Source organism: Aeromonas sp. QDB54 (genome assembly GCF_027707385.1).
Lineage (GTDB): Bacteria > Pseudomonadota > Gammaproteobacteria > Enterobacterales > Aeromonadaceae > Aeromonas > Aeromonas hydrophila.
Map to the genome: position 1 here is coordinate 23,485 of NZ_JAPCIT010000002.1, position 25,053 is coordinate 48,537.

Below are 25,053 nucleotides of genomic sequence, written 5' to 3' on the forward strand. Positions count from 1 at the left end.
CACTGACCCGGGCTTTTTCATTGCAGCGTCTGCACGGCAGGCGGCTATTCACCGAGGCCGAAGCGCCCCTGTACGGGGTCGTAGTAGTAAGCCTCATAGTTGAAGTCGATCCCCTCGATGTAGGGATTCTCCAGCCGAAACAGCCGGCGGGTATGGAGGTGGGCGAAGCTCAGGGAGGGTTTGAAGGTATTCAGCCAGAGCGCCTGCAGGGAGCCGTCGCGCCAGGCGGCCTTGAGCCCCTGCAGCACCCGTTCGATGGCCTGTTGGTTGCTGTTGTGGGTGAAGAAGACCCTGGGCAGCGGATAGTAGAGCGCCACATTCTCATCTATCACCAGTCCGGGTACGTCACTGTGATTCAGTTTCTCCTGGGGCAACTCGTTGATCCCGCGGCAGAAGAGCGCGAAACGGCCGCGTGCCACCATCTTGAACAGCTGCTCGTAGCCCTCTACCTCCTGCACCTTGAAACCGGCCCGCTGCAGGATCTGCACGTCGAGCCAGCCCTTGCCCTGACCAATGTCGAAGCGCTTGAGCCCCTCCAGGCTGGTCACTCCGGCGACGGCGCTCTGCTGCTCAGGGCTGACGAAGCAGATGCGGTAGCTGACGATGCCGAGGTGGATGGGAAAGCGCACGTAGTCGATGCCGCTCATGTCCCGGTCGGAGCGGTAACTGTCCATGGCGAACAGGTTGGGGTAGTCATTGAAGCGCAGGCTGACCCACATCCGGGCCAAGGTCATGGGGGGCGCGGCCTGCATCCGGTAGTCGCCATGGCTGGCGCGGGTCTTCTCCAGCGCCAGGTGCAGCAGCTCGCGATCATAGGTGCTTCTGGGATCATGCTCGCTCTCCGGACTCATGTAGGTGAACAGGGTCGGGCTGGCCAGCACGGGCAGGGCCAGCAGCAGGGCAAGCAGCGGGGTCCAGTGCATCATGAGCTCCTGTGAAAGGCTGAGACTCCTCTGAGTGTAGTGGCTCTCCCCGGCGGCGAGCGGGGAGCCGCCGGAGTCACTGCTTGCCGCTGGCCGGCTCGCCGGGCCCGAAGCGCTGGGTGAGGGGATCGTAAAGATAGGGCTGGTAATCGAAGTCGAGCCCCTGCAGCAAGGGGTTGTCCAGCCTGAACAGCAGCCGCTGGTCCAGCCTGGCAAAATCCAGCGCCGGCTTGAAGGTCTTGAGCCAGAGCGCCTGCAGGGAGCCATCCTGCCAGGCCAGTTGCAGGCCGGCCCGAACCCGGCGCAGGGCGTGCTGGTTGTCCTTGTGGCTGTAGAAGAGGTGGATGAAGGGGTAGTAGAGCGCCAGATGCTGGTCGACCGTCAATTGCCCCAGATCCCGGTGCGTATCCAGTTCGGTCAGCAGCTCGTTGGCCCCCCGGCAGAACAGATCCACCCGGCCGCGCACCACCAGCTTGAACAGCCGCTCGTAGCCCTCCACCTCCTGCACCTTGAAGCCGGCCCTGCGCAGTATCTCGGCATCCTGCCAGCCGCGGCCCTGGCCATGGCTGAACTGCTGCAGCTCGTGCAGGGTGCGCACCTGGGCCACGGCTTGCTGCTGCTTGGGGCTGACGAAGCAGATGCGATAGCCGAGGATGCCGAGATCCACCGGAAAGCGGACGTAGTCGAGATCGTGGCTCCCCTCCGGGCGCGGGAAGCTGTCGATGGCTAGCAGGTTGGGGTAGAGGTTGTACTGCAGCACCTGACGCAGCCGGGTTCGGCTCATGGGCGGGGCCGGTCGCAGCTCGTAGTCGCCGAAGCTGTCGCGGGTCTTCTCCAGCGCCAGTTGCAGCAGCTGCTGGCCGTAGAGGGTGCGCAGGTCCCGCTCACTCTCCGGGCTGACGTGGGTCACTATGTCCAGGGCCGGCAGAAGGGGGGAGAAGAACAGGCTGCCGGCCAGCAGCCCGAGGATCATCACTCTGTGGTTCATCATACCGCTCACTGCTGTCACATTGAGTTGAGTGTAGCGGCTGTGGCGCCAAGGTTGGGGGCCTGGGCCCGGGAAACCCGGCTTTTACCGGCGCGCGGGTTACCAGAACAGTTGGCCGAGCAGGGGGGCCAGCAGCACGGTCACCATGCCGGCGATCATCATCACCATGCTGGAGACCACTCCCTCTTCATTACCCATCTGATAGGCCTTGGCGGTGCCGGCGCCGTGGGCCGAGGCACCAAACCCCGCCCCCTTACCGAGTCGGCTGCGAATGGCCAGCAGGGTGAGCACGCTTTCACCGACCGCCATGCCGATGACGCCGGTCAGCACCACGAACAGGGCGGTGAGATCGGTCTGGCCGCCGATGGCGCGGGTCGCCTCCACCGCAAACGGGGTGGTAATGGAGCGCATCGCCAGACTGCGCTGCAGCATGTCGGAGAGATCGAGCCAGCGGGCCAGCAGCACGGTACTGCCCACCGCCATCACCACCGAGGCGACCACTCCCACCGACAGCGACAACCAGTGGCGGCGAATGAGCTGGCGGTTCTCGTAGACCGGCACCGCGAAGGCGACGGTGGCCGGCCCCAGCAGCCACAGTAGCCAGTGGGATTCGGCCATGTAGTCCTGATAGGGGATGTGGAACAGCATCACCACCGCCACCAGCAGGGTGGGGGCCAGCAGCAGCGGCATCAGGGGCAGGATGCGTTTCTTGCCGTAGAGCCACTTGCTGGCGTAGTAGAACAGCAGGGTGAGGGCGAAGCAGAGCAGGCCGAGCAAGGTATCAGACATGACGACGACTCCGGCGGGCCAGTTTCAACTCGAGGCGATAGACCCGGTCCACCACCAGTGCCGTGGTGCCGAGCACCAGTATGGTGCTGAGCAGCAGCACCACCATGATGCGCCACCCCTCCTGCAGCAGCAGATCCTGATAGTTGACCACCGCCACCACCGCCGGCACGAAGAACAGCAGCATCTCGGCCAGCAACCAGCGGGCACCGGCGCTGAACCAGTGGGTCTTGACCACGCCGAGCAGGATCAACGCCAGCAGTGCCAGCATGCCGGTGAGGTTGGCAGGCAGCGGCAGATGAAAGGTACGTACCGCCAGATCCGACAGCAGCCAGATGGCGGCCAGCAGGGCGATTTGGAAGGGGGTCTGGAACCAGCGAATGCAGAGGGCTTTCATGATCTAGGTCTTTCTGTGAACTTGCTCACAGTATAGAGAGAGGTCAAACCTGCAAAAAATGAATTTAAATTATCAAAATCATGCAAAATAGGCATGATCAGGTTTTGCCGTCCGCCAGGAGAGAGCCATGGACATCCGCGCCCTGCGTTACTTTGTCGAACTGGTGCGGGAACAGAGTTTCACCCGCGCCTCCGAGAAGCTGTTCGTCACCCAGCCCACCATCAGCAAGATGATCCGCAACATGGAGGAGGAGCTGGGCCAGCCGCTGTTGAGCCGAGCGGGACGCCGCTTCACCCTGACCGACAGCGGCCGGGTGCTGTTCAACCGGGCCCAGACCATCCTGGCCGAGATGCAGCAGCTGGAGGCGGAACTCGCCGATCTGCAGAGCCTGCAATTCGGCCGGCTGGCGCTTGGCATTCCGCCCATGGTGGGCCACGTCTATGCCGATCTGATCCGCGCCTACCGCAGTCGCTACCCCAAGGTCGAGCTCTCCATCGTCGAGTACGGCGGCAGGCGCATCGAGCAGGCGGTGCTGGAAGGGGAGCTGGATCTCGCCATCACCATGCTGCCGACCAAAGAGGGGGGCGCCCTCAGTGCGCTGGAGCTGGACCAGTACCCGATCCAGGTGGTGCTGCCCGACCTGCCGCGCTGGCGCGATAGCTCTGAAATCCGGCTGGAGGCGCTCTGCGACGAGCCCTTCTTGCTCTACACCCAGGCCTTCACCCTGAGCGAGCGGCTGGAGCAGGCGTGCCGAGCGGCCGGCTTCGAGCCCCAGGTGGCGGCACGCAGCAGCCAGTGGGACTTTCTCACCGCCATGGTGCGCAGCGGCATGGGGGTCGCCTTTTTGCCCGAGCCCATCTGCCGGCGGCTGGCGCCGGACGGGCTGGTGTTGCGACCGCTGGTGCCCGAGCTGAGCTGGCGGCTCGGGGTGATCTGGCCGAGCGAGCGCTACCTCTCTCGTACCGCCGAGGCCTGGCTGGCGCTCTGCCGCGAGCAGGGGCAAACCGACCCCCAAGGCTGAGCGGGCGGGCCGCCTTCAGCCGCTTGCCAGCAGGCTGCCCAGCTGGCGGCAGAGACGGCGCAGGGCCTGGTTGTCGAGGGAGGCAAAGCCGAGCAGCCACCCCTCCTGCGTCGGCGGGCCCAGGTAGAACTGGCCGAGGGGGCGTAGCCCCAACCCCTGTGCGTTGGCGGCTTCTGTCCAGCGCGCCTCGCCGCCGGGGGGCAGCAGCACGGCGCACTGCAGGCCGGCCCCGCTGTGGATGGGGGTGAGGGCGGGGCAGTGGCTGGCCAGCTCGGCCAGCAGCAGGTCGCGGCGGCTCTGATAGACCAGCCGGCTCTGGCGCAGGTGGGTGGCGAAGTGGCCGGCGCGGATGAAGTCGGCGGTCACCGCCTGCAGCAGCTGGTTGCTGTGGCCATCGACCGCGGCCCTGGCCCGACAGAAGGACTCCATCAGCGGCCTGGGCAGTACCAGGTAGGCGAGGCGCAGCGAACCGAACAACACCTTGCTGAAGGTGCCCACGTAGAGCACCCGTCCCTGACTATCCAGCCCCTGCAGGGCGGGGAGCGGCCGCTGATCGTACTGGTACTCGCCGTCGTAGTCGTCCTCCAGGATCCAGGCGCTGTGCCGCTCGGCCTCGGCCAGCAGCGCCATCCGCCGCGGCAGGCTCATGGGCACGCCGAGAGGATACTGGTGGGCGGGCGTGGTGTAGATGAGCCGTGGTGCCGGGTGTTCCCCCTGTGGGTTGAGCCCCTCTCCATCCACCGGCACCGGGTGCACCCGGGCGCCGGCACTCTCCATGGCGGTGCGGGCCCCGGGGTAGACGGGATCCTCCACCCAGACGGTATCGCCGGCATCGATCAGCAGCTGGGTTGCCAGCAGGATCCCCTGCTGGGAGCTGGTGAGGATCAGGATCTGGTCCGGCTCGCACACCACGCCGCGCGATTGCACCAGATAGCTGCTGATGGCGCCCACGCAGCGCCTCCAGCCCCTGCGGCTCCCCGTAATTCATCCAGTCGCCGGCGTGCCGGCGCCACTGCTGCTGCATCAACCGGCCCCACAGAACCTGCGGGAAGAGGCGGGGATCCGGCTGACTGGAGGCAAAGGAGCGGCCCACCTCGGGCACGTCGTGACAGGCGCCGCTGTCGGCCATCTCCTGACCTCGGCGCGACAGACCGGCCGCCGACTGGGGCGGGCGCGGAGTCGGGGAGACCGCGGCCAGCGCCACGAAGCTGCCGGCCCCCACCTTGCGCACCAGATAGCCCTCCGCTTCCAGCCGGCCATAGGCCAGCTCCACCGTACTGCGGGAGACCCCCAGATCGGCGGCCAGCATGCGGCTGGCGGGCAGCCGGCTGTGTTGGGGCAGGTGGCCAGCCAGCATGGCCGAGCGCAGGGTGCGGACCAGCTGTTCGTGCAGCGGCAGATCGCTGGCTTGCTGGGTGGCAAACAGGGTGGGCAGGGCAGGCATGGGGATCTCCCGGGCGCTAATTGGTCTGCTCATATTGGCAAAATTGGTCGGCGTGGCAAGGCCATTATGTCGCTACATTGAGGCTCAAGGTTCGGGATTCACAACTATTGGCAATGAAAGGAGTCTGCATGTCGCAATACGGCGCCACCATCAGCTGGCAGCGCGGGGCCAGCGAGCCCTTCGTCGATCAAGGTTACAGCCGGGCCCACTGGTGGGAGTTCGACGGCGGCGTCAGGGTGCCCGCCTCCTCGTCTCCCCACGTGGTGCCGCTGCCCTGGTCGGTGGCCGAGAACGTCGACCCGGAAGAGGCCTTCGTCGCGGCGATCTCCAGCTGCCACATGCTCACCTTCCTCTGGCTGGCGGCCAGGGCGGGTTACCTGGTGGAGAGCTACCGGGACGAGGCGGTGGGCATCATGGAAGCCAATGCCCGCGGTCGTCAGGCCATCACCCAGGTCACCCTGCTGCCGCTGGTGCAGTTCGGCGGTGAACGTCAGCCGGATCTGGCCGCGCTGGAGCAGTTGCACCATCAGGCACACGAGGAGTGTTTCATCGCCAACTCGGTCACCACCGACATCACCACCCGGATCCGGGTTTGAGTACAAGGAGCGTCACTATGAGTCATGTATTGAGCAGCGGGTTGGCCAGTGCCGAACAAGCCCGCCTCTTCTTCGAGGCCCAGTTGGCCTTGCGCACCGATCCGGCGGATCTGGCCGCCGATCTGCTGGCCGGCGAAGAGCGGATCGTCGTCATCGACACCCGCTCTGCCGGTCACTATGCCGAGGGACACATCCCCGGTGCCATCAGCTTCCCCCACGCCACCATGAACCCGGCCACCACGGCCGCGCTGGCGCGGGACAAGGTCTATGTCTGCTATTGCGACGGCATCGGCTGCAACGGCTCGACCCGGGGCGCCTACAAGCTGGCGGCGCTCGGTTTTCAGGTCAAGGAGCTGATCGGTGGGCTGCACTGGTGGCGGCAGGACGGCTTTGCCGTCGCCACCGGTAGCGAAGCGGGCGTGCTGCAAACGGGAGGGATTGCCTGTGGCTGCTGATATCCATCTGAACGAGTTCGGCCAGCCGGTCGGTGCGCCGCTGCCAGACTGGCGGGGCGCCGAGTTTCCGCCCCGTCGCCCCCTCAACGGCTGGGGTTGCCGGCTGGAACCGCTGGATCCTGAGCGTCACGGCCCCGGCCTGTGGCAGGCCTTCAGCGCCGACAGCGGGGCCATGTGGACCTACCTGACCACAGGCCCTTACGCAACAGAGGCTGACATGCTGGTCTGGCTGCGAGAGTGCGCCGCCAAGAGCGACCCCCAGTTCTACACCATCTTCGACCAGGATGGTGAACAGCCGCTGGGGCTGGCCAGCTACCTGCGCATCGACCCCCTGGCCGGCAGCATCGAGGTGGGCTGGCTGCACTTTTCCCCTGCCTTGCAGCGTTCGCGGCTGGCGACGGCGGCCATGGCGCTGATGATGGCCAATGCTTTTTCCCTCGGCTATCGGCGTTATGAATGGAAGTGCAATGCCTTCAACCAGCCCTCCTGGCAGGCGGCGCTGCGCCTTGGTTTCAGCTACGAGGGGACCTTTCGCCAGAGCCGGGTGGACAAGGGGCGCACGCGCGATACCGCCTGGTTCTCGGTGATCGACAGTGAGTGGCCAGCGCTGCAGGCCTGCTTTGCGCGCTGGCTGGCGGAGGAGAACTTCGATGAGGCCGGCAGGCAGCGGTTGCGGCTATCCGAGCTGACCGCCGCCTGTCGAGCCAATAACGACTAACCCGGCAACATAACAGAGGCCCCGTCAGCGGGGCCTCTGTCGTTTCAGGCGTTACTCATGGTGCTCGCCGATGGGGGCGGCAATCCACTGCATCAGGCGCAGCATGTCAGCGGGCGCTACCCCCACCGAGAGGCCGCGCTTGCCACCGCTCACCAGGATCTCGTCAAACTGCATGGCCGAGTCGTCGAGCACGGTGGGCAAAAGCTTCTTCTGGGCCAGCGGGCTGATGCCGCCGACCTTGTAGCCGGTCAGCTTCTCCGCCTCCGCCGGCTTCATCATCTCCACCTTCTTGAGACCGGTGGCCTTGGCCAGCTGCTTGAGGCTGCACAGGCCGGACGAGGGGACGATGGCCACCACCGCCTGCTTGTCGTGATGGGCGATCAGGGTCTTGAACACCTGGGCCTCCGGCAGGCCGAGCTGGGTCGCGGCATGCTTGCCGAAGTCGTCGTGGGCTTCGCACTCGTAGGGGTAGAGCTTGTGGGGGATCTTGAGCTTCTTCAGCAGGTTGATGGCTGGCGTCATGATGGGTGCCTTGAGTCGAAACAAGGCCAAACAGTCTGCGCCTGTGGGGCGGGTGATGCAAGTTGCTCGCATCCCCAAGGGGTGGATGCGCGCACCGAGATAAAAAAAGCCCGGGTCAATGACCCGGGCTTTTCATTGCAGCGCGCCTCAGGAGAAGCAGATCTGCAGCACGTAGAAGATGGCGATGGCCAGGATGGCGCCCGCCGGCAGGGTGATGACCCAGGAGACCACGATGTTGCGCAGCACGCCCAGGTTCAGCGCCGCGATGCCGCGCGCCAGACCCACGCCCATGACCGCACCGACCAGGGTCTGGGTGGTGGAGATGGGCAGACCGGTGCCGGAGGCGATCACCACGGTAGCGGCGGTGGCCAGCTGGGCGGCGAAGCCGCGGCTCGGGGTCAGGTGGGTTATGCCGGTACCGACGGTGGCCATCACCTTCTCGCCCATGGTGGCCAGACCGATGACGATGCCGATGCCGCCGAGCGGCAGGATCCACCAGGCGATGTGGGAGCTGCCGCCGATCTCGCCGCCGGCCGCCACGATGGAGGCGACCGCGGAGAGCGGGCCGATGGCGTTGGCCACGTCGTTGGAGCCGTGGGCAAAGGCCATGGCACAGGCGGTGATGATCATCAGGATGCCGAATACCTTCTCCACGTTGGCAAAGTGCATCTTGCTGTCATCCTGCGGGTTGTATTGCTGGCCACGAATGTAGAGCCAGCCGGCAAACGCCACCGCGATGGAGATGGCGATGGAGAGCAGGATGCCCTCGCCGTCGGTCAGGTGCAGACCGACGTGGGTCAGCCCCTTCTTGATGGTCACCAGGCAGATCACCAGCGCGGTCAAGAACATGTAGAAAGGCACGTAGCGCTTGGCGTTGTTCAGCGGATCATCGGTGTTGAAGATGAGCTTCTGCACGCTGATGAACATGAAGTAGGCGATGACGCCCGAGATGGCCGGAGTGATGATCCAGGAGCCGACGATGCCGCCGAACTTGCTCCACTGCACCGCTTCCGGGCCAATGCTCACCACGGCGAAACCGACGATGGCGCCGATGATGGAGTGGGTGGTGGAGACGGGCCAGCCGAAGTAGGAGGCCAGGATCAACCAGGCGCCCGCAGCCAGCAGGGAGGCGATCATGCCGAGCACCAGCAGATCCGGCGTATCGGCAAATGCGTTGCTGTCGATGATGCCGTTGCGGATGGTAGCGGTCACTTCGCCGCCGGCCAGATAGGCACCGGCAAACTCGAAGATCATGGCGATGATGATGGCCTGACGGATGGTCAGGGATTTGGTGCCGACCGACGTGCCCATGGCGTTGGCGACGTCATTCGCGCCAATACCCCAGGCCATCAAAAAGCCGAACAAGGCCGCCACGAGCACCAGGGTGGTGCCGTAATTCGCGATAATGTCCATTCAGTGTTTACCCAGTCAGTCGATTACGAACGAGCCAGCATCAGTTCCAGACGGGCGCCAACGCGCTCGGCCTGATCTGCCAGGTCACCTACCCATTCGAGGATCTTGTAGAGGAACATAACGTCGATCGGATTGTATTTCTGCTCAACGGCTTGCAGCTGTTGGCGCAGCCCGATCTGCATGGTGTCAGTATCGTCCTCGATAAGATCCAGCTGGTGGATCATCTCGGCAACCATTTCAACTTCACGTCCTTTAAAGCCGGTTTCGAGCAGCTCATCGAGTTCTCCGATGGCTTTCTCGGCTTGGGCGGTCGCATCGATACAGCGTTTGAGATAGGCCATGAAATCGGCACGCATCTCGGAGGGGAATTCCATTTTGCGGCCAAGCATGCGGCCGGAAATATCCTTGGCACGGTTGGCAATCTTGTCCTGCTGGGTCAGCAGTTCGAGCAGGTCGGTACGGGCAACCGGCAGGAACAGGCCGCGAGGCAGCTTCAGACGAATTTCACGCTTGAGGATGTCCGCTTCTTTTTCCAGCTGGGCAATCTGCTGCCGGATCTTCTCGGCATCTTCCCAACGGTCTTCGGCAACGGCATCAAAGAAGGGAATCAACTGCTGGGAGCACTGGTGAACCTTGACGATATGCTTCTGCAGCGGCTTGATGGGGGACTTGGCAAAAAGCCCCAAAATAGTATTTACTGGCATGGCCAAACCTGTGTCGGTGAAAAAACACTCGATACGATTTTATGAGGGGCGCATGGTAACCGAACTGCGCCATCAATAAAACCGTGAATTAATCCTGATGTATCGCAGGCATTATATCCTCGCGCTTAGCATCACGCCCCCCAAAGTTGCCTGCCAGCCCGGAATGACTATGCAAACTGAGATCGAGATAAAGTTTTTTGTCTCCCGAGATATTCGACAGCCTTTTTTCAACCTTCTGAATTCAATGGAAATTATATCCAACTCTCAAGCCGAGCTCGGCAATGTCTATTTTGATACGCCAGCGCTGGATTTGCGCCGCCTGGAGATGGGATTGCGGATCCGTCGCAGCGATGATTTCGCCGAACAGACGATTAAATGTCGGGGCCAGGCGGTGGGCGGACTGCATGCCAGACCCGAATACAATGCCCCGGTCGCTGGCGATATGCCCGCGCTTGACGCTTTTCCTGACGAGATTTGGCCGAGTCTTTCCACCCGCGATGCAATACAGGGCTCCCTGGTGGCCCAGTTTCGTACCGACTTCCTGCGCCGCCACTGGTTGATCGCCTTCGCGGGGGCCGAAATCGAGCTGGCTTGGGATCAGGGGGAGATCGTCGGCGTGCTCGGCAAGAGTCGCATCGACGAGCTGGAGCTTGAGCTCAAATCCGGCGAGGCGAGCGCCCTGTTCGGCTTGGCAGAGCAGTTGGCCGGGCTTGGCGGCCTGAGGCTCGGGGCTCAGTCCAAGGCCCAGCGCGGTTATCGGTTGGCTGGGCTCGGCAAGCCGCTGGCGCTGCAAGCCTTGCCTGCACTGACCGACCTGAGTGCGGCCGAGCGTATCGCCCTCGGCCTGCAGCACTGGCAGCATCACGAGCAGTACTGGCTGGAACAGACAGACGCCGAGGCACAGGGGCTGGCGTTGCAGCAGCTGCGCCTGGGTATGGACCTGATTGCCGAGGCGGCCGGCAGGTTGCCGGCAGCGGACTGGCTGGTGGAGCTGACCCGGTTCGGGCCGCGGCTGGCCTCGGTCGCCGGACAGGCCGACTGGCAGCAGGCGTTGCCGGCCCTGTTCCTTCAGGCCGACTATGTGCGCCTGCAACTGGCCATCGCGGCCTGGCTGCACCGACAAGGGTAATGAGCCGCGCGCCGCAGCGTTTGCAATGCAAAAAGGTGAGCCTGGCTCACCTTTTTCTTTAACTGTTGATAGGGCCTGCGGGCTGGCAATGGAGGCCTGCGCGGCTGATTCAGACCTGGGTGTAGATCAGTCCGGTGCTGCGCACCACGTCTTCCCCCTGGCAGCGCAGTTCCAGTTCGCTGGTGTCGCAGGGCTGGCCGTTATGCTCGATGCAGAATTCGAAGCGGGTACGGGATTTTACCGGAATGTGCTGCGAGTTGGTGGGGGTGGCCTGCCATTGCCACTGCTGCAGCACGGCGATGGCGGCGTCGCTGAACTGCGGGTCGCTGCTGTCCAGCACCCGGATCTGTTCGGCCCGTCCCGCCGGGTTGATCACGTACTCGAGCGAGCTGCAACCGGTCTGCCCGGCCAGAATAGCCTCTTTGGGGTAGCGGGACTCCATCCGGGTGAGCGGGCTCCACTGGGCGTTCACTTCCTTGAGATCGCTTAAGGGGAGGGAGGTCAGATGGACGCTGTGGGTCTGCTGGCTGCAGCCGGTCAATGCGCACAGGGCGCCCAGCAAAAGAGTGGCTTTCATGTTCGCTTCCCTTCGTTATTGGTATTGCTGGCGGGCTGGGGCCCGCCGCTCGGCAGGGCCATTAATAAAATATTCAGCCACGAATGAAAACCCTTTACCGGCGACAGGCCAGAAAAAACCGCCTTTCGGCGGCTTTTTCGTTTTTTTCCGATTCAGTAATAGCCCGCATCGTCCGGGTTGGGCCTGGTCTTGAAGCGGCGGTGCAGCCACATGTACTGCTCCGGCGCCTTGCGCACGGCGGCTTCTATCTCGCGGTTGGCGCGGGCCGCATCGACCAGGTCGTCGCCGCTCGGATAGTCGGCGAGCGGCGCCCCGATATGCAGGGTGTAACCCTCGCTGGTGCGGATGTTGTAGCAGGGCAGGGTGACGGTGTTCTTCACCCGCGCCAGGGTGGCGGTGCCGGTGATGGTGGCAGCCTGCTCCACCGCGAAGTAGGGCACGAACACGCTGGCATGGCTGCCGTAGTCATGATCCGGCGCATACCAGAGCGCATCGCCGTTGCGCAGCGCCTTGATCATCCCCTTCACGTCCATCCGGTCCACCAGGTATTTGTTGGAGGCGCAGCGACCGTGGTACTGGGCATACTCCAGCACCGGGTTGGTGTTGGGACGGTAGACGCCGACCCCGGGCCGCACCAGGCCGAAGCAGCGGGCGTTGAGTTCCAGCGTGAGGAAATGGCAGGAGAGCAGCAGCATGCCCTGACCCTTCTCCATGGCGGCGATGACGTGCTCTTCCCCTTCTACCTTCATCAGGTTGCGCATCCGCCAATCCGGCCAGAACCAGGCCATGCCGACTTCGAAGATGGCGCAGCCCACACTCTCGAAATTCTGCTTGAGCAGTTTCTCGCGCTCATCCTTGGTCAGCTCGGGCATCGCCAGTTCCAGATTGCGGCGGGCAATCTTGACGCGGGATTTCAGCAGCTTGCGGGCCAGACTGCCGAGCTGGCGTCCCAGCCACATCTGGCTGCGCCAGGGCAGCAGCACCAGCAGCCAGAGCAGGCTGAGGCCGAACCAGCTGGCCCAGTAGCGGGGATGAAACAGGTGGGGTTCGAGGCGGGGAGCATTGTCGTGGGCCATGAAAAGTCTCTTGTTCGCAATCGCCATGCACCGGGCAAGCCCGGTCGAATAAGGGGAGGCGATAAAGGCACGTGGGGATCCTGAACGGATCGTTTTATTCGCAAGCGGGGATTCTAGCCGAAAAGCGGGGTCGGGGGCGAATGGCTATGTGCTGGTCAGAGGGGCTGATGGTGGTTCACTGGCGTAACGGGAATTGTCACTACCGGTTTCTTTAAATGGAAACCGCAGGTTTGCTTTTTCTCCCTCAAATAAAAGAGTGTGATAAAATCGGCGACTGATTTTTCAGGTTTTGAGAGTCGATACAGATGAAGATCACCCTGCCCGAGTTTGAAAAAGCCCGCGTTCTGGTCGTTGGCGATGTCATGTTGGACCGTTATTGGCATGGCCCCACCGGCCGGATCTCGCCCGAGGCACCGGTGCCCGTGGTCAAGGTCGAACACATTGAGGAGCGCCCGGGTGGCGCCGCCAACGTGGCGCTCAACTCCGCCGCGCTGGGCGCCCACGCCGTGCTGCTGGGTCTGACCGGTCAGGATGAGGCCGCCGATGCCCTGGCTGGCCAGATGGCTGGCGTCAAGGTCGCCTGTGACTTCGTTCGTCTGGCCGACTATCCGACCATCACCAAGCTGCGCGTGCTGTCGCGCAACCAGCAGCTGCTGCGTCTGGACTTTGAAGAGGCCTTCCACGATGTGGACTCCACCCTGCTGATGGGCAAGGTCGAGCAGGCGCTGCCGCACAGCGACGTGATGATCCTCTCCGACTACGGCAAGGGTGCCCTCAACGACGTGCCCGGCATGATCCAGCGCGCCCGCGCCGCCAGCATCCCGGTGCTGGTCGATCCCAAGGGGACCGATTTCGAGAAGTACCGCGGCGCCACCCTGCTGACCCCCAACATGTCCGAGTTCGAGGCCGTGGTGGGCAAGGTCAAGAGTGAAGAGGAGCTGGTTGCCAAGGGGTTGGAGCTGGTCAAGCGCTTCGAGCTGGAGGCCCTGCTGGTCACCCGTTCCGAGAACGGCATGACCCTGATCCGCGAAGGCCAACCCGAGCTGCACCTGCCGGCCCAGGCTCACGAGGTGTATGACGTGACCGGTGCCGGTGATACCGTCATCTCCACCCTGGCCACCTCACTGGCCGCCGGCAAGAGCCTGGACGAAGCCTGTGCCCTGGCCAACACCGCCGCCGGCATCGTGGTCGGCAAGCTGGGGACCTCCACCGTCAGCCCGGTCGAGCTGGCCAACGCCCTCTACACCGAGCAGGAGACCGGCTTTGGCGTCATGTCCGAAGCTCAGCTCAAGATTGCCGTGCAGGCCGCCCGTCTGCGTGGCGAGAAGGTGGTGATGACCAACGGCTGCTTTGACATCCTGCATGCCGGTCACGTTTCCTACCTGGCCAATGCCGGCAAGCTGGGGGATCGCCTGATCGTGGCGGTCAACACCGACGAGTCGGTGCGTCGCCTCAAGGGGCCGGGTCGTCCGGTCAATCCGACCGAGCGCCGGATGGCCGTGCTGGCCGCGCTGGGTGCCGTGGACTGGGTGGTGCCCTTCTCCGAGGACACTCCGCAGCGGCTGATCGCCGAGGTGCTGCCGGACCTGCTGGTCAAGGGCGGCGACTACAAGCCGGAAGAGATTGCCGGCTACGCCGAGGTGACCGCCAACGGCGGCGAGGTGCGGGTCCTCAACTTCGAGGATGGCTGCTCCACCAGCGACATCATCAAGACCATCCGCGAACGCGGCTAATACTGCTGGCTCCGTTTATCCGGGGCCATCGCCAGCAAGCGACGACACCCGGATAACAAAAAGGCGACCTGATGGTCGCCTTTTTCATTGCCGATAACGACTATCAGACTTTGGTCTTGGCTTTTGCAGTGGCAGGCATCAGACCCTGGTTTACTTCCACCAGATCCTGCGCTTCCAGCACCCCGGCAGCCTGTTTCAGGCTCAGGATATTGAGGATGTAGTTGTAACGGGCTTCGGAGAGCTTCTGCTTGGCCTCGTACAGCTTGCGGGTGGAGTCCAGCACGTCGACGATGGTACGGGTACCCACTTCGTAGCCCGCTTCGGTCGCCTTCAGGGCGCTGTCGGCGGAGATGACGGACTGGCTGTAGGCGCGTACCGAGCCGATGCTGGCGTTCACGTTGTTGTAGGAGGAACGCACCGTGCTCTGCACCGAGCGGAAGTTCTTCTCCAGCAGTTCGCTGGCTGCCACGTAGTTGTACTGAGCCTGCTTCACTTTGGAGCTAGTGGCGCCACCGCTGTAGAGCGGCAGCTTGAAGGTCAAGCCGATGTTGGCCTGATTGTCATTGCCGCCCGGCATGCTATCAAGCTTGTAATCGGTATTGCTGGTTTGCAGTCCGGCACCCAGATCCAGAGTCGGCTCATGGCCGGTCTTGGCCAGGTCAATCTGCTCCTTGGCGATGTCCTTGCCGATGCGGGCACTGTGCAGTTGCAGGTTCTTGTCCAGCGCCAGCTCCAGCCACTTGTCGGAGCCGAAGGCGGTCTTCTGCGGGCTGAAACGATCGGTGTTGAGCACGTCCAGCTGACGGTGATCGATACCGGTCAGCTCGCGCAGGGTCTCGTAGCTGTTGTCCAGCGAGTTCTCGGCGTTGATCTCGTCCGCCAGCGCCTGGTCACGAGAGGCCTCGGCTTCGTGGACGTCGGTGATGGCGGTCAGGCCCACTTCGAAACGCTGTTGGGTCTGTTCCAGCTGACGCTCTACCGCAACCTTGTTGGCGCGCACGAACTCCAGGGTATCCATCGCCTTGAGCACGTTGAAGTAGGCCTGAGCAGTACGCAGCATCAGGCTCTGGATCTCGAGGTTGTAGGCGACATCAGACTGGGTTGCCTGCTTCTCGCTGATATCCAGATTGACCCAGTTACTGCGACGATAGAGGGACTGCGACAGCGTCACTTCACCCTTGGCGTTGTTGTTGCTCTGGGTATCGTTCTTGTTTTTCAGATAATTGAGCCCGGCACCCAGATCGATCTGGGGCAGCAGAGGGGCACGGGTTTCGTTGATCTTCTCGAAGGCCTGATCGCGAACGGCTTTGGACTGCAGCAACTGCGGGTCTTTGATCTGGGCTTGCTGGTAGATGTCGAGCAGGTTTTCGGCATGGGCACCGGCACTGACGCCCAGCAACACCATGACGGACAAAAGTGTTCTTTTCATAGATCGATTTAACCTTATGTAGTAACCCAAACTGGTTGCTGGAGAGGGCAAATATTGTCACCGACCAAGCTTGATTGCAGCTTAATCACTCTACTATAAGCAAAATTTTATGATAACTGTCTCTTTTCCAGCGACAGGAACGTCAAGAACGAGGGTGAGTTTTCTCCCCCTCGTGCCTAGCCAAATGTCCTGTGGCTGCTAAAATCCGTCCCTCATCTCCGACGGGAGCGAGTGAATGAATGTTCATTCATGTTCCCGGATTTTATGGTCTAACCGAGCCAAGTCAAGCTGGCGGGAGTCTCGTATGTCGCAGCAAGCCTTGCCCCAAACCCGTCACTACTCTGCCGATGACGTGAAAATTATTGATAAATCAGCAGGATATAACGGGTTCTTCAAAGTGAACGTCTATCGTCTGCAGCACAGGTTATTTGCTGGGGGCTGGAACGAGCCCATCGTCCGCGAGCTGTTCGAGCGCGGTCATGCCGCGGCCCTGTTGCCTTACGACCCGGTGCGCGACCAGATCGTGCTGGTGGAGCAGTTCCGTATCGGCGCCATCGAGACCAGCGCCACCCCCTGGCTGCTGGAGCTGGTGGCCGGCATCATAGACCCGGGCGAGGTCGCTGAAGAGGTGGTGCGGCGCGAAGCTGTGGAAGAGGCTGGCATCGAGGTCGGCCGCTGCGAGCACGCCATCAGCTATCTGGTGAGCCCGGGCGGCAGCACCGAGCGTATCGAGGTCTACGTGGGCGAGGTGGATGCCAGCAAGGCCGAGGGGATCCATGGTCTGGCGGAAGAGGGTGAAGACATCCGGGTTCACGTGGTGAGCCGCGAGCAGGCCTATGCCTGGCTCAAAGAGGGGCGCATCGACAACGCCGTCTCCGTCATCGCCCTGCAGTGGCTGGCCCTCAATCACGGCGAGCTGCGTGCCCGCTGGCTGGCGGGGCGCTAAGGTGGCGCTCGTTCATTCCCAGGCCAAGCGCTATGTGCCTGATTTGATGTCCTTGCAGCGTACCTGCGAGGTCAACTACATGACCCTGATGAAACTGCTGCCCCCGGGCGGCAGTGTCGGCGCCGAACGCCGCTATCAGGTGGGCAACGGCCTGCAATTCCAGCTCACGGTGAGCGAGGAGAGTCGCTTCACCAGCCAGGTGATCCTGGCCCAGCACAACCCGGAATTGCCGAGTTATTTGCAGGCCCGGATAGAGATTCGTTTGTACCATGACGTGCGGATGGCGGAAGTGTGTGCGGCGCAACAGATTTCAAGGTTGCAACCACGTTATGATTATCCCAATAAAAATATGCACCAGCGGGATGAAAAGGAGCAGGTAAACCTGTTTCTGGCCGATTGGCTAAAATTTTGTCTCAGACATGGTACCAGCCTGATAAACATCCTCTAGTTGAACTCATAAAAAGAAGCGTGATTTTGGAAACAGAGCTACCCCAGGCGCAGGACGGCAGTGTGCGCCTGTTGCAAATTACCGACACCCACCTCTTCGCGAGTGCCGAGGGGCGGCTATTGGCCGTGCGCACTGCCGAGAGCCTGGCTGCCGTGCTGGAACGGGTGCAGGCCAATGACCATCCGTTCGATCTGATCCTCGCCACCGGGGATCTCTCCCAGGATCACAGTCCGGAGTCCTACCAGCGCTTCGCCTCCATGATGGCGCCGCTGGCGCGCCCCATCTACTGGCTGCCCGGCAACCACGACGACGGCCCCCTGATGACCGAATACCTGCACGCGGCCGGCATCAGCGAGGCCAAGCAGCTGGTGGGCGAGCACTGGCAGGTGATCCTGCTGGACACCCAGGTGCGCGGCAAACCTCACGGGGTGCTGGGGGATCACCAGCTGGCGGCGCTGGATCAGGCGCTGCGCCAGCATCCCGAGCGCCATGCCCTGATCGCCCTGCACCATCAGGCGGTGCCGGTGGGTTGTGCCTGGCTCGATCAGCACAATCTCAAGAATGCCGACGATCTGTTTGCCGTGCTGGCTCGCCACCCGCAGCAGAAGACCATTCTGTTCGGCCATGTCCACCAGGAGTTTGACGAGGTGCACCGCGGGGTGAGGCTGATCGCCAGCCCCTCCACCTGCATCCAGTTCAAACCGCTCTCTGATGGCTTCGCGCTGGACGAATCCGGCCCGGGCTGGCGCTACCTCACCCTCTACCCGGATGGCCGTATCGCCAGCCAGGTGTGGCGTCTGCCGGTGGGGCAGTTTGTGCCCGACCCCAATGCCACCGGTTATTGAGGAGTCGCGATGAAGCCCGTACTCCTCTACCTGCACGGTTTCAACTCCTCGCCCGGTTCTGCCAAGGCGCAGCAGATGGCTGCCTGGGTGGCTGAGCGCAGACCCGATATCGAGGTGGTGATCCCGGCCCAGCCCAACACGCCGGCGGCGGCCTGGGCGGCCATCGAGCAGACCATTGCCGATCTGCAGAGCCGTTATGGCAACGAATTCAAGCTTGGCGCCGTGGGCAGCTCCCTCGGCGGCTTTATGGCGACCCGGGTCAGCGAGCGCTACGGCTGCCACGCCGCCCTGATCAACCCGGCGGTACGCCCGCACGAGCTGCTCTGCGACTACCTCGGCCCCCAGACCAACCCCTACACGGGGGAGCAGTATCAACTGCTGCCTGAACACATGAATGAGCTGCGGGCGCTGGCGGTGCCGGTGAGCGCCCCCGAGCGACTCTGGGTGCTGCAACAGCAGGAAGACGAGGTGCTCGACTATCGCAAGGCGCTGGACGAATACCGCTTTGCCCGTCTCTCGCTGGAGTGCGGTGGCGATCACGCCTTCGTGGCGTTCGAACGCTACCCCGCCCAGATCGTCCGCTTCCTCGGGCTCTAGCCATGCAGCCGCCGTTGGCCACCTTTCTGGAACAGGTGCTGGCCACGGCGCAGGCTGGGCTCACCTACTCCAACGATCCCTTCGACATCGGCCGCTTCGAGGCGCTGCGAGCGGCCACGGTGGCGCTCATCGCCAGCCAGAGCGAGCTGGCACCGGAAGCCATCAGCGGCTGGATCGCCCTCGATCGCGGTTATCCCACCCCCAAGCTCGATGTGCGGGCCTTCATTCAGAACGATGCAGGCCATATCCTGCTGGTGCAGGAGCGCAGCGACGGCTGCTGGACCCTGCCGGGGGGCTGGTGCGACATCGGTGACTCGCCGGCGGAGGCCGTGGTGCGCGAAGTGGTGGAGGAGACCGGCCTGGCGTGTCGGGCCGTGCAACTGCTGGCGCTGTTCGACAAGCTCAAGCACCCTCATCCACCCCAGCTGCCCCACGCTCACAAGGCGTTCTTTCTGTGCGAGGCGACCGGCGGCCAGCTGCTGGGCGAAACCGATGAAACCAAAGGGGCGGGGTACTTCCCCATCGACGACTTGCCCCCGCTCTCCCGCCATCGGGTGGTGGCGTCCCAGCTGCGCACCCTCCATGAGCACTTGCTGCAGGGGCGGCGGGATACTCTGTTCGATTGATTGGCTCGGAACCTGAGCCCGTCTGCAAGGAGGCAGCATGATCAAGCGCATCGGCAATACCCCCATTCAGGAGCGGCACAAGGCCAGCTGTCACTGCGGCGCCGTGGTGCTGGAGCTGACCCTGCCGGACGGCGTGGTGGATCCGCGCCGCTGCGACTGCTCGCTCTGCCGGCGCCGGGGCGCCATCGTCGCCTCGGTGCCGCTGGCCGGCATCCGCATCCTGCAAGGGGAGGATGTGCTGCGCTGCTACCAGTTCAATACCCGCACCGCCAAACACTACTTCTGCAGCATCTGTGGCATCTACACCCACCATCAGCGCCGCTCCAATCCGGCCCAATATGGTTACAATCTCGCCTGCCTCGAAGGCGTCAATCCATTCGAGCTGGGCGAGGTTCCGCTGCTCGATGGCATCAACCATCCGGCGGATCGGCTGGTCTGACCGACAGGGTCTCATCTGCTCCTGTAGCGCCTTGCGGGGCTGTGATAGTCTTGCCAGACCCGCCGCATGGCGGGCCGTGAGTCCGCATTATCTCGCTTGCCAACAGGGAGCCCGCTTGTGACAACTTCAGCACTGCCGGATCTGATCCTGGGCGCCTCTCTCTACTTTCCGCCCCTGTTCAAAGCGGTTCTGCTCGGCCTGCTGGGCTGGCTGCCGGTGCACCACCTGCTGCGTGACTGGCTCTACGGCGGGGATGTCTGGCATCCCCTGCTGATGGATCTCTCCCTGTTTATCCTCGCCGTCAGCGGCGCCCTATGGATATTGCTACATGGCTAAATCACCCCTCGCGACCCTCAAATACTTCTCTACCCTGCTGGTCTGCGCGCTGGCGCTGGCGGCGGGCTGGTGGCTGTGGAACTACTACATGCAGGGGCCCTGGACCCGGGATGGCAAGGTGCGGGCCGAGCTGGTCAGCATCACTCCCGAGGTGTCGGGCAAGATCATCAAGATAGCGGTGAAGGACAACCAGCTGGTCAAGGCGGGGGAGGAGATCTTTACCCTGGATCCCGAGCCCTACCGGATCGCGCTGGACAACGCCCAGGCGGCGCTGGCCAAGGCCAAATCGGATCTCGACAAGGCGGAGCACGAGGCGAACCGGCGCAGCGGCCTGTCGCGCAGCGTCATCTCCGCCGAGGCGGTGGATGAGGCCCGCCTCAATGCCCAGGCGATGAAGGCGGCCTACCAGGTGGCCCAGGCCAATCTGGAGCAGGCCAGATGGTCGCTGGCCAAGACCCGGGTGCATGCCGCGAGCGATGGTTACATCACCAACCTGCAGACCCGGGTCGGCAACTATGCCAGCGCCGGCGTGCCGCTGGTGGCGCTGGTGGACATTCACTCCTTCTACGTGCAGGGCTACTTCGAGGAGACCAAGCTCAGGCACATAGCGCCGGGCAAACCGGCCGAGGTGGTGCTCTACAGCGGGGAGCAGCGGCTGCGCGGCGAAGTGGAGAGCATAGGGCGTGCCATCCACGATCAGAGCGTGGAGGGAGCCGACAACCTGCTGCTGGACGTCAAACCCAATGTGCCCTGGGTGCGGCTGGCCCAGCGGGTGCCGGTGCGGATCAAGCTGCTGGAGGTGCCGCCCGGGCTGACGCTGATTGCAGGCACCACCTGCACCATCACCATAGGGGAGTAAGGTGGCCGCCTCGCTCTGGCGCCAGACCCCCTGGGGCAAGGCCAATGGCGGCCAGTGGCGCTACGCCCTGCGCAACAGCCTGGCCATGTGCCTGTCGCTCTGGCTGGCCTTCGTGCTGGAGCTGGATTCCCCCTACTGGGCGATGACCTCAGCGGCCGTGGTGAGCTTTCCCACCGTGGGCGGGGTCATCAGCAAGAGTCTAGGGAGGGTGGTGGGCAGCTTGATTGGCGCGATGGCGGCGGTGGTGATCACCGGCCTTGGCATCAGCGATCCCTGGCTGTTCAGCTTCCTCATCGCGCTCTGGCTGGCGCTCTGTACCTACATCTCCAACCACCATCAGAACAACGTCTCCTACGCCTTTGCGCTGGCGGGCTACACCGCTGCCATCATCGCCTTCTCCTGCGTCAACGTGACCGACCCGCAGCACATCTTCGACATTGCCCAGGCCCGGGTGAGCGAGGTGATCATCGGCATCCTCTGCGGCGGCCTGCTGATGATGATCCTGCCCAGCACCTCCGATGGCGAGACCCTGCTGCAGTCGCTGCACAAGACCCAGGCCCGCCTGCTGGAGCATGCCCAGCTGCTCTGGCTGGGGGAGGCGAGCCCGGAGGTGCGCACCGCCCACGAGGGGCTGATCGGCCAGATCCTCACCATGAACGTACTGCGCATCCAGGCGGTCTGGAGCCACCATCGGCTGCGCCGCCACAACCGGCTGCTCAACTTCCTGCTGCACCGCCAGCTGCGGCTCATCAGCCTTATCTCCAGCCAGCGCCGCATGCTGCACAACTGGCCGGCGCAACCGGAGGGGTTGCAGGCGTTGCTGGAGCGGCTGCTGGCCGAGCTGGGCCAGCCCGGCTGCGACAAGTACCGCATCGCCCGGCTGCTGGCCCCCTTGGTGCCGACGGCGGCCAGCGACTACCGGCTTCACACTTTCTGGCGGCGGCTGCGCCACTTCTGCTGGAGCTATCTGGAGTGTCAGCGCTGGCTGGATCGGCTGGCCCGTTACGACGATCAGGAGTGGCCGGCACCGCCGCGCCACTCTTCGCTTACCAGCCACACCGACACGCTGGAGGCGGCCTACAACGGCGGGCGCACCTTCCTCTGCGTGCTGCTCGGCTGCGCCTTCTGGATCCACAGCCAGTGGGATGCGGGCAGCTCGGCGCTGACCCTGCTCTCCATCTGCTGCGTGCTCTACTCGGCCACCCCGGCGCCTGCCAAGGGGGCCAACACCATGCTCAAGGCGATCCTGCTGCTGAGCCTCATCTGCTTCGCGGTCAAGTTCGGCCTGATGATCCGGCTCGACGACTTCTGGCTCTTCTGCGCTCTGCTGTTCCCCGTGCTCATCACCATGCAATTGTTTAAGCAGCAACAGCCCAGGCAGGCGGTGCTGTGGGGCCAGCTCATCGTGCTGCTCGGCTCCTTTCTCGCCATCACCAATCCGCCGAGCTACGACTACCTGCAGTACATCAACGGCAGCCTGGGGCAGGCGCTGGGGGTGATGAGCGCCGGACTGGCGTTCCAGCTGCTGCGACCGAGCTCGGATCGGCGCAAGAGCCGCCGCCTGATCCGCTCCCTGCGCCGCCACTTCATGGATCAGCTGAAGCCGGCCCCGCGCCAGAGCGAGAGCCAGTTCGAATCGCTCATCTACCACTGCATCAGCCAGCTCAGCCAGAGCCAGGATCAGACCGCCCGTCTCTGGGTGCTGCGCTGGGGCGTGGTGCTGCTCAACTGCAGCCACATCGTCTGGCAGCTGCGCCAGTGGCGCGGCGAGGATCAGCCCCTCTACCTGGTGCGCGACAACTGCATCCGCTCTCTGCAGGGGATCCTCACCGAGCAGGGGGTGCAGCACGCCTCCCTGGGTCGCACCCTGGCCGAGCTGCAGCGGATCAGCGCGGCCCTGGCCAACCACAGGGAGCCGACGGCGCGGGAGCTGGCCGGCATGGTGTGGCGGCTGCACAGCTCGCTCTCCCAGTTGCAGCAGGCGCTGCCGGTGGCGGTCGAGGCGCGCTGAACGGGCCGGCGGGGTGACTTACCCCGTCCGGATCAAGCTTTGCCGCCGCCGGGTTTGTCCAATACCCTCCCAACGAGTAAGATTCTCCCCAAACGTCAATTCGCAAGGCCCTCCATGTCTACTCAATACAATGCGGATGCCATTGAGGTCCTCAATGGCCTTGAACCGGTGCGTCGCCGCCCCGGCATGTATACCGACACCACCCGGCCCAATCACCTCGGCCAGGAGGTCATCGACAACAGCGTCGACGAGGCGCTGGCGGGTCACGCCCGTACCCTGGAGGTGACCCTGTATGAAGATCAGTCCCTCGAGGTGATCGACGACGGCCGCGGTATGCCGGTCGATATCCACCCGGAAGAGGGGGTCAGCGGGGTGGAGCTGATCCTCTGCAAGCTGCACGCGGGCGGCAAATTCTCCAACAAGAACTACCAGTTCTCCGGCGGTCTGCACGGGGTGGGTATTTCGGTGGTGAATGCCCTTTCCGATCGGGTCGAGGTGACGGTACGTCGCGACGGTCAGGTCTATGACATCGCCTTCGAGCGTGGCGAGAAGGTGCAGGAGCTGACCATCACCGGCACTTGCGGCCGTCGCAACACCGGCACCCGGGTGCGCTTCTGGCCGCAGGCGAGCTACTTCGATTCGCCCAAGTTCTCGGTCACCAAGCTGGAGCACCTGCTCAAAGCCAAGGCCGTGCTCTGCCCCGGCCTCACCATCAAGTTCCTCGACAAGAACACCGGCATCAAGCTGGAGTGGTGCTACGAAGATGGCCTCAAGGATTATCTGGTCGACGCGGTCAAGCAGTTCACCTGCCTGCCGGAGCAGCCTTTTATCGGCTCGTTCAGCTCCGAACAATCGGCGGTGGACTGGGCGCTCTGCTGGTTGCCGGAAGGGGGCGAATGCCTCGCCGAATCCTATGTGAACCTCATTCCCACCGCGCAGGGCGGTACTCACGTCAACGGCCTGCGTCAGGGCCTGCTCGACGCCATGCGCGAGTTCTGCGAGTTCCGCAACCTGTTGCCGCGCGGGGTCAAGCTGACCCCGGAAGATATCTGGGATCGCTGCGCCTATATCCTCTCCATCAAGATGCAGGATCCGCAGTTTGCCGGCCAAACCAAGGAGCGGCTCTCCTCCCGCCAGAGCTCGGCGTTCGTCTCCGGCGTGGTGAAGGATGCCTTCAGCCTCTATCTGAACAGCAATACCGAGCTGGCGGAGCAGATCGCCGAGATCTGCATCTCCAGCGCCCAGCGCCGGATGCGCGCCGCCAAGACGGTGGTGCGCAAGAAGATTACCCAAGGCCCGGCGCTGCCCGGCAAGCTGACTGACTGTAACTGCGCCGATCCCATGCAGGGGGAGCTGTTCCTGGTGGAGGGTGACTCTGCGGGTGGCAGCGCCAAGCAGGCGCGGGATCGCGAGTTTCAGGCGATCATGCCGCTGCGCGGCAAGATCCTGAACACCTGGGAGGTGGAGGCCGGTCAGGTGCTCGCCTCGCAGGAGGTGCACGACATCTCGGTCGCTATCGGGCTCGATCCCGACTCAGAGGATCTCAGCGGCCTGCGCTACGGCAAGGTGTGCATCCTCGCGGATGCGGACTCGGACGGTCTGCACATCGCCACCCTGCTCTGCGCCCTGTTCGTGAAGCACTTCCGCGCGCTGGTCAATCAGGGCCACGTCTATGTCGCCATGCCGCCCCTCTACCGGATCGATATCGGTAAAGAGGTCTACTACGCCCTCGACGAGGACGAGAAGAACGGCGTGCTGCAGCGGGTCGAGGCCGAGAAGAAGAAAGGCAAGGTGATGGTGACCCGATTCAAGGGTCTGGGTGAGATGAACCCGAAACAGCTGCGGGAAACCACCATGGATCCCAACACTCGCCGTCTGGTGCAGCTCACCATGGGGCCTGAGGCCGAAGGGGATGAGACCCTGCAGCTGATGGACATGCTGCTGGCCAAGAAGCGGGCGAGCGATCGCCGCGAATGGCTCGAAGAGAAGGGCAACCTCGCCATCATTTAAGCCGTCGGTCACCTGCCGACCCGCA

The 25,053-nt window shown here is 63.6% G+C and carries 26 protein-coding genes and 1 pseudogene; 16 read left to right on the forward strand and 11 right to left on the reverse strand.

Translation table 11 applies throughout. From position 1 onward, the window contains the following. Positions 1–44 precede the first annotated feature (44 nt). The 4 genes from PG881_RS01895 to PG881_RS01910 all read right to left on the reverse strand — a co-directional run bounded on the left by PG881_RS01895 (position 45) and on the right by PG881_RS01910 (position 3,094). Entirely contained in the window at positions 45–923 is an 879-nt protein-coding gene (locus PG881_RS01895) for a hypothetical protein (protein ID WP_270797873.1), read from the reverse strand. Positions 924–999: 76 nt separating this feature from the next. Beyond that, on the reverse strand, positions 1,000–1,914 hold the full coding sequence (locus tag PG881_RS01900) for a hypothetical protein (RefSeq protein WP_270797874.1): 915 nt from the start codon (positions 1,912–1,914) through the stop codon (positions 1,000–1,002). A gap of 96 nt (positions 1,915–2,010) precedes the next feature. Beyond that, complete coding sequence (locus tag PG881_RS01905) at positions 2,011–2,700, reverse strand: LrgB family protein (RefSeq protein ID WP_011707492.1); 690 nt, start codon at positions 2,698–2,700, stop codon at positions 2,011–2,013. Further along, on the reverse strand, positions 2,693–3,094 hold the full coding sequence (locus PG881_RS01910; protein ID WP_270797875.1) for a CidA/LrgA family protein: 402 nt from the start codon (positions 3,092–3,094) through the stop codon (positions 2,693–2,695). The genes PG881_RS01905 and PG881_RS01910 overlap by 8 nt, the downstream gene beginning before the upstream one ends. A gap of 127 nt (positions 3,095–3,221) precedes the next feature. Between PG881_RS01910 and PG881_RS01915 the strand changes: the two genes are divergently transcribed. Further along, positions 3,222–4,115, forward strand: coding sequence for a LysR family transcriptional regulator (locus tag PG881_RS01915; protein WP_270797876.1), 894 nt, complete (start codon positions 3,222–3,224; stop codon positions 4,113–4,115). A gap of 15 nt (positions 4,116–4,130) precedes the next feature. Here the strand turns inward: PG881_RS01915 and pdxR are convergent. Then, positions 4,131–5,559, reverse strand: a pseudogene (pdxR, locus tag PG881_RS01920) (MocR-like pyridoxine biosynthesis transcription factor PdxR). Between the two features lie 128 nt (positions 5,560–5,687). Here pdxR and PG881_RS01925 point away from each other — a divergent pair. From PG881_RS01925 to PG881_RS01935, 3 genes are read left to right on the forward strand one after another with little or no spacing between them, the layout of a single operon-like run. Further along, a complete protein-coding gene (locus tag PG881_RS01925; protein ID WP_039214022.1) occupies positions 5,688–6,155 on the forward strand; it encodes an OsmC family protein in 468 nt (155 codons plus the stop codon). Positions 6,156–6,172: 17 nt separating this feature from the next. Continuing rightward, positions 6,173–6,610, forward strand: coding sequence for a rhodanese-like domain-containing protein (locus PG881_RS01930; RefSeq protein WP_017409504.1), 438 nt, complete (start codon positions 6,173–6,175; stop codon positions 6,608–6,610). Continuing rightward, entirely contained in the window at positions 6,600–7,328 is a 729-nt protein-coding gene (locus PG881_RS01935; protein ID WP_039214023.1) for a GNAT family N-acetyltransferase, read from the forward strand. The genes PG881_RS01930 and PG881_RS01935 overlap by 11 nt, the downstream gene beginning before the upstream one ends. Positions 7,329–7,379: 51 nt before the next feature. Here PG881_RS01935 and ybaK read toward each other — a convergent pair whose 3' ends face one another. The 3 genes from ybaK to PG881_RS01950 all read right to left on the reverse strand — a co-directional run bounded on the left by ybaK (position 7,380) and on the right by PG881_RS01950 (position 9,967). Continuing rightward, positions 7,380–7,850: a Cys-tRNA(Pro) deacylase gene (gene ybaK / locus PG881_RS01940; RefSeq protein ID WP_016352096.1), complete on the reverse strand. Its 471-nt coding sequence runs from the start codon at positions 7,848–7,850 to the stop codon at positions 7,380–7,382. Positions 7,851–7,997: 147 nt separating this feature from the next. Next, positions 7,998–9,263 (reverse strand): inorganic phosphate transporter, encoded by a 1,266-nt coding sequence (locus PG881_RS01945; RefSeq protein WP_016352095.1) that lies wholly within the window; start codon positions 9,261–9,263, stop codon positions 7,998–8,000. 23 nt (positions 9,264–9,286) lie between these two features. After that, complete coding sequence (locus tag PG881_RS01950; protein ID WP_039214024.1) at positions 9,287–9,967, reverse strand: TIGR00153 family protein; 681 nt, start codon at positions 9,965–9,967, stop codon at positions 9,287–9,289. Positions 9,968–10,136: 169 nt separating this feature from the next. On the opposite strand from PG881_RS01950, the gene PG881_RS01955 reads away from it, so the two are divergent. Further along, a complete protein-coding gene (locus PG881_RS01955; protein ID WP_270797877.1) occupies positions 10,137–11,096 on the forward strand; it encodes a CYTH domain-containing protein in 960 nt (319 codons plus the stop codon). 109 nt (positions 11,097–11,205) lie between these two features. Here PG881_RS01955 and PG881_RS01960 read toward each other — a convergent pair whose 3' ends face one another. Then, a complete protein-coding gene (locus PG881_RS01960) occupies positions 11,206–11,673 on the reverse strand; it encodes an energy transducer TonB (RefSeq protein ID WP_011707480.1) in 468 nt (155 codons plus the stop codon). Between the two features lie 152 nt (positions 11,674–11,825). Then, positions 11,826–12,749 (reverse strand): LpxL/LpxP family Kdo(2)-lipid IV(A) lauroyl/palmitoleoyl acyltransferase, encoded by a 924-nt coding sequence (gene lpxL, locus PG881_RS01965; protein ID WP_029304767.1) that lies wholly within the window; start codon positions 12,747–12,749, stop codon positions 11,826–11,828. 305 nt (positions 12,750–13,054) lie between these two features. Between lpxL and hldE the strand changes: the two genes are divergently transcribed. Beyond that, on the forward strand, positions 13,055–14,482 hold the full coding sequence (gene hldE, locus PG881_RS01970) for a bifunctional D-glycero-beta-D-manno-heptose-7-phosphate kinase/D-glycero-beta-D-manno-heptose 1-phosphate adenylyltransferase HldE (RefSeq protein WP_270797878.1): 1,428 nt from the start codon (positions 13,055–13,057) through the stop codon (positions 14,480–14,482). A 103-nt stretch (positions 14,483–14,585) separates the two neighbouring features. Here the strand turns inward: hldE and tolC are convergent, their stop codons facing one another. Then, the gene (gene tolC / locus PG881_RS01975) at positions 14,586–15,911 is read right to left on the reverse strand and encodes an outer membrane channel protein TolC (RefSeq protein ID WP_024944694.1); all 1,326 of its coding nucleotides are present in this window, start codon (positions 15,909–15,911) and stop codon (positions 14,586–14,588) included. A 304-nt stretch (positions 15,912–16,215) separates the two neighbouring features. On the opposite strand from tolC, the gene nudF reads away from it, so the two are divergent. From nudF to parE, 10 genes are all read left to right on the forward strand, one after another. Further along, entirely contained in the window at positions 16,216–16,857 is a 642-nt protein-coding gene (nudF, locus tag PG881_RS01980) for an ADP-ribose diphosphatase (RefSeq protein WP_180807529.1), read from the forward strand. Position 16,858: 1 nt separating this feature from the next. Next, positions 16,859–17,305 (forward strand): DUF1249 domain-containing protein, encoded by a 447-nt coding sequence (locus PG881_RS01985; protein WP_101149808.1) that lies wholly within the window; start codon positions 16,859–16,861, stop codon positions 17,303–17,305. 26 nt (positions 17,306–17,331) lie between these two features. Continuing rightward, positions 17,332–18,150 carry a 3',5'-cyclic-AMP phosphodiesterase gene (gene cpdA, locus PG881_RS01990; protein WP_011707475.1) on the forward strand — a complete coding sequence of 273 codons (819 nt, stop codon included), beginning with the start codon at positions 17,332–17,334 and terminating at the stop codon, positions 18,148–18,150. Positions 18,151–18,159: 9 nt separating this feature from the next. Further along, the gene (locus tag PG881_RS01995; protein ID WP_101149791.1) at positions 18,160–18,747 is read left to right on the forward strand and encodes a YqiA/YcfP family alpha/beta fold hydrolase; all 588 of its coding nucleotides are present in this window, start codon (positions 18,160–18,162) and stop codon (positions 18,745–18,747) included. A 2-nt stretch (positions 18,748–18,749) separates the two neighbouring features. Beyond that, positions 18,750–19,373: an NUDIX hydrolase gene (locus PG881_RS02000; protein WP_101149790.1), complete on the forward strand. Its 624-nt coding sequence runs from the start codon at positions 18,750–18,752 to the stop codon at positions 19,371–19,373. Between the two features lie 37 nt (positions 19,374–19,410). After that, positions 19,411–19,812 (forward strand): GFA family protein, encoded by a 402-nt coding sequence (locus PG881_RS02005; RefSeq protein ID WP_011707472.1) that lies wholly within the window; start codon positions 19,411–19,413, stop codon positions 19,810–19,812. Between the two features lie 66 nt (positions 19,813–19,878). Beyond that, positions 19,879–20,148 (forward strand): DUF1656 domain-containing protein, encoded by a 270-nt coding sequence (locus PG881_RS02010; RefSeq protein WP_011707471.1) that lies wholly within the window; start codon positions 19,879–19,881, stop codon positions 20,146–20,148. Beyond that, positions 20,141–21,007: an efflux RND transporter periplasmic adaptor subunit gene (locus tag PG881_RS02015; RefSeq protein ID WP_016352082.1), complete on the forward strand. Its 867-nt coding sequence runs from the start codon at positions 20,141–20,143 to the stop codon at positions 21,005–21,007. The genes PG881_RS02010 and PG881_RS02015 overlap by 8 nt, the downstream gene beginning before the upstream one ends. Before the next feature lies 1 nt (position 21,008). Then, positions 21,009–23,018: an FUSC family protein gene (locus PG881_RS02020; RefSeq protein ID WP_101149789.1), complete on the forward strand. Its 2,010-nt coding sequence runs from the start codon at positions 21,009–21,011 to the stop codon at positions 23,016–23,018. A gap of 114 nt (positions 23,019–23,132) precedes the next feature. Continuing rightward, positions 23,133–25,028: a DNA topoisomerase IV subunit B gene (parE, locus tag PG881_RS02025; protein WP_044800865.1), complete on the forward strand. Its 1,896-nt coding sequence runs from the start codon at positions 23,133–23,135 to the stop codon at positions 25,026–25,028. Positions 25,029–25,053 lie beyond the last annotated feature (25 nt).